The following is a 4,069-nucleotide window of genomic DNA, read 5'->3' as shown; positions in this document are numbered from 1 at the left end:
CGGCACCGGCGGAAACGGCGTCGTCATCGGCGATGGCGGCAACGGCGGCAACGCCGGGCTCGGCAAGGCCGCGGGCAACCCCGGCGCCGGCGGCACCGCCGGGCTGCTGCTCGGCAACGATGGGCTCACGGGAAAGACGTAGCCTGTGGGCAACGCGATTGGCGCCGATCCCGGACGGGTAGCCAGGCCAATCGGGAGGTTACGCTTCGCCCGCCAACGCGAATCGGCCATCGGCAGTCTTTGCGACCAGGCCGTCGGCCAGCAACGAATCCAGCGCTCGGTCACGCTGTGCGGTATCGATCAGCCATGCCACGTCGAGCTCGGCGCGGGTTGCTGGAGAGTCCTTGGCGCGCAATACATCTAGTAACCGTCCGCGGACCTGTCGGTCGGTTCCCGCATATGCCTGCACGCGCCGCGGCGGACCGTCCGTGGCAGGATATCCAGCGGTCCGCCATGCGCAGCCGCTCACCGGGCACAAACCGCAGCGCGGGGCGCGGGCCGTGCACACCGTCGCACCCAGTTCCATGAGGGCGACCGAAAAGCGTGGCGCCGATTCATGATTCGGCAGTATCGCTAGGACGTCGGCGTGGTCCCGGGCGGCCGACGGCGCACCCGCATCGGCGCGCCCGTGCACCGCACGAGCCACTACCCGGCGCACGTTGGTGTCCACCACCGGCACCCGCCGGCCGTACGCGAAACACGCCACCGCGCGTGCGGTATAACTACCGACACCCGGCAGCCTCACCAGCGTTTCGACGTCGTCGGGGACCACGTCACCGTGGTCCCGCGCGATGATGGTCGCGCATTCGTGCAAACGCTTCGCCCGGCGCGGATAGCCCAGCTTCCCCCAGGCCCGCAGCACATCGGCGGCCGTCGCAGCGGCCGTTGCCGACGCGGTGGGCCAGCGCCGCACCCAGTCAGGCCATATCGACAACACCCGCGACACCGGAGTCTGCTGCAACATGAACTCGCTCACCAGAATCTGCCATGCACTGACGTCTGGCCGGCGCCACGGCAGGTCGCGACGCGATCGCTCGTACCAAGCAAGAAGATTGGCGGATGATATGTGCTGCGCAGCGGTCACCGGCCGGTACGGCAGAATGCGTGACATGCCCAACACCAACCCGGTAACCGCGTGGAAAGCACTCAAAGAGGGTAACGAGCGATTCGTCGCCGGCAAGCCCGAGCATCCCAGCCAAAGCGTTGAGCATCGCGCCAGCCTCGCCGCTGGGCAGCAGCCGACCGCGGTGATCTTCGGCTGCGCCGACAGCCGGGTGGCCGCGGAGATCATTTTCGATCAGGGCCTCGGCGACATGTTCGTGGTCCGCACGGCCGGGCACGTCATCGACTCGGCGGTGCTGGGCTCCATCGAGTACGCGGTGACCGTGCTGAACGTCCCGCTTGTGGTCGTCCTCGGCCACGACAGCTGTGGTGCGGTGAATGCAGCCCTGACGGCACTGGACAGCGGCGCTCTGCCGGAGGGCTATGTGCGCGATGTGGTGGAGCGGGTGGCTCCATCGATCTTGTTGGGCCGGCGCGACGGACTGAAGCGGGTCGACGAGTTCGAAGAGCGACACATCCACGAGACGGTGGCGCAGCTGATGGCCCGCTCGACGGCCATATCGACGCGGGTGGCCGCCGGCACGCTGGCCATCGTGGGTGTGACCTACCAGCTCTCCGACGGCCGGGCGGTGTTGCGCGATCACGTCGGTGATATCGGCGAGGAAGGCTGACCTTCCGGCGCCGCTAATCCGGCCTCTAACACGGCCCACGCTCGAAAGGGCCCAGCTAACCTCGCGACACGCCGAGGCAGGTCAAACAAGTCGGCGTGACCTGGGCCTACGGTGTGAATGTGCTGGATCTGGAACCGCGTGGCCCGCTACCTACCGAGATCTACTGGCGGCGCAGGGGACTGGCCCTGGGTATCGCGGTCGTGGTGATCGGAATCGCGGTGGCTGCCGTAGTCGCCTTCGTCGGTAACACCGCCGGCGCCAAACCCGTCAACGCCGAGAAACCGGGCTCCGCGCAAAGCCACCCGGGCTCAAACCCGCCGCAGGCGCCGGAACCGGGCGGGCAAAGTGCCGCCAACGCTCCGGCGGCTCCGCAGGGGCAGAACCCGGAGATGCCGACTCCTACCGCCGCGGTGCAACCGCCGCCGGTGCTGAAAGAGGGGGACGACTGCCCGGATTCCACGCTCGCAGTCAAGGGATTGACCAACGCGCCCCAGTACTACATCGGCGACCAGCCGAAATTCACCATGGTTGTCACCAACATCGGGCTAGTGGGCTGTAAGCGCGACGTCGGGGCCGCGGTGCTGGCGGCATACGTCTACTCGCTGGATAACAAGCGGTTGTGGTCCAACCTGGACTGCGCGCCCTCCAACGAGACCCTGGTCAAGATGTTCACTCCGGGGGAGCAGGTGACAACTGCGGTGACCTGGACCGGGATGGGGTCGGCGCCGCATTGCCCATTGCCCCGGCCGGCGATCGGTCCCGGCACGTACAACCTCGTCGTCCAGCTGGGCAACCTTCGGTCGCTTCCGGTTCCGTTCGTATTGAACCAGCCGCCGCAGCCGCCGGGGCCACCGCCGGCGCCTGGCCCGGCCGTGGCGCCGCCGCCGGAGGCCCCGCCCGCTCAGGGCGGTTAACGCTCTACTGGTCAGCGATCGTCGACTCGGCCAGCTGTGACAGCCCCTCGCGCACATGGCGGGCCCACATCGCGCCGATGCCGTCGACAGATTGCAGGTCGCCGGCGCTGGCGGCCAATAGACCCTGCAGCGTTCCGAAGGAACGCACCAGCAGGTCGGCATGGGCGAATTGCAGTCGCGGGATGACTGCCATCGCGCGGTAGCCCCGCGGGCTCAGCGCCGAGTCCTGTGCCTCCGCCGTCGTGGGATAGCCGAAAACCTTTGCCAGCACAGTGAAATCGAGCAACTCGGTGTCCGAGAGTGCGTCCAACTCATCCAGGGTGGCGTCAATTTGGGCTTTGCTCGGCGGTTCCGGGTTGGCGTGGTAGTCGCGGACAATCAACTCGCGGGCGGTGTCGTTGCCGCCGAGCAGTTCCTCCAGCTGTAGCCGTAACTGCCGCCCATCGGTGCCCAGTTCCACCGCGTCGTAATCGATCACCAACCCGATTCGCCGGACCAGCTCGAGCCGCTGCACCACCGTCATCACGTCGCGCAGCGTGACGAAGTCTTCGATCTCGGCCCGGGAGAGTTGCCGGCTGACCTCATCGAGCCGGGCCTTGTAGCGTTCCAGCGTCGCGATCGCCTGGTTGGCTCGCGACAGGATGGTCGCCGAGTCGGTCAGCACATGACGATCACCGCCGACATAGACGGTCACGATGTTCATCGAGTGGCTCACCGAGATCACCGGGTAACCGGTCTGGATCGCGGATCGCTCCGCCGAGCGGTGGCGGGTGCCCGATTCGTCGGTCGGTATCGACGGATCCGGGACCAACTGCACGTTGGCCCGCACTATGCGGCTGCAGTCGGTGGAGAGCACCACGGCACCGTCCATTTTGCACAGCTCGCGCAGCCGGGTGGGGGCATAGCGGACGTCTAGGGAGAAGCCGCCGTCGCAGATCGCCTCGACGTTCTCGTCGTAGCCGAGCACGATCAGGGCGCCGGTGCGGCCGCGCAGGATACGTTCCAGGCCGTCCCGTAGCCCGGTGCCGGGTGCCAGGCGGGCGACAGCCTCACGCAGTGTCGGACGTGTCACAGCGTGCATTCTGCTATGAGCGGGGCCACTTAGGGATCGCGCAGTAATTAGGTAGGTGTTGTCGGGCGTGTCGCGGTGTGGTCGGCGGTGAGCGTGTAGTTCCAGTCGCCGTGGAACTCGTACGACCGCGGCATCAAGATCACCGACAAGCAAATCGCCGCCCTCGAAGCCACCCAACTGCACCGTCAAGGTGGTGGTGTCGAGGACCGCGTTCACGGTCAGTCCGGTGGATGTGGTTGTTGCCCTGAGGGTTCGATGACAACCTCATGGGATTCCAAGGGTCGTCCGCGCCAGTTGCGGCTGATCGCGGAGAACAGCCGGTGTTCGATCTTGTTCCATTTGGAGGTGCC

Annotated in this window: 4 protein-coding genes and 1 pseudogene; 2 read left to right on the top strand and 3 right to left on the bottom strand. The window is 67.0% G+C overall.

What is annotated here, in order from left to right; all coding sequences use genetic code 11:
* Window positions 1-199: 199 nt before the first annotated feature.
* The gene (locus B4U45_RS11645) at window positions 200-1,111 is read right to left on the bottom strand and encodes an HhH-GPD family protein (protein WP_075545211.1); all 912 of its coding nucleotides are present in this window, start codon (window positions 1,109-1,111) and stop codon (window positions 200-202) included.
* On the opposite strand from B4U45_RS11645, the gene B4U45_RS11640 reads away from it, so the two are divergent.
* Together B4U45_RS11640 and B4U45_RS11635 are read left to right on the top strand one after the other, a co-directional pair.
* The gene (locus B4U45_RS11640) at window positions 1,110-1,733 is read left to right on the top strand and encodes a carbonic anhydrase (protein ID WP_075545212.1); all 624 of its coding nucleotides are present in this window, start codon (window positions 1,110-1,112) and stop codon (window positions 1,731-1,733) included. The two genes, B4U45_RS11645 and B4U45_RS11640, sit on opposite strands and share 2 nt — an antisense overlap.
* 119 nt (window positions 1,734-1,852) lie before the next feature.
* On the top strand, window positions 1,853-2,647 hold the full coding sequence (locus B4U45_RS11635; RefSeq protein WP_089025323.1) for a hypothetical protein: 795 nt from the start codon (window positions 1,853-1,855) through the stop codon (window positions 2,645-2,647).
* A 4-nt stretch (window positions 2,648-2,651) separates the two neighbouring features.
* Here the strand turns inward: B4U45_RS11635 and disA are convergent, their stop codons facing one another.
* Both disA and B4U45_RS11625 read right to left on the bottom strand, forming a co-directional pair.
* Complete coding sequence (gene disA, locus B4U45_RS11630) at window positions 2,652-3,728, bottom strand: DNA integrity scanning diadenylate cyclase DisA (protein WP_089025322.1); 1,077 nt, start codon at window positions 3,726-3,728, stop codon at window positions 2,652-2,654.
* A 188-nt stretch (window positions 3,729-3,916) separates the two neighbouring features.
* Window positions 3,917-4,069: pseudogene (locus B4U45_RS11625) on the bottom strand (ISAzo13-like element transposase-related protein); the annotation flags it as partial.

Source organism: Mycobacterium persicum (genome assembly GCF_002086915.1).
Lineage (GTDB): Bacteria > Actinomycetota > Actinomycetes > Mycobacteriales > Mycobacteriaceae > Mycobacterium > Mycobacterium persicum.
The sequence above is the reverse complement of the archived record's forward strand: the minus strand, read 5'-3'. Positions and strand labels throughout refer to the sequence as shown.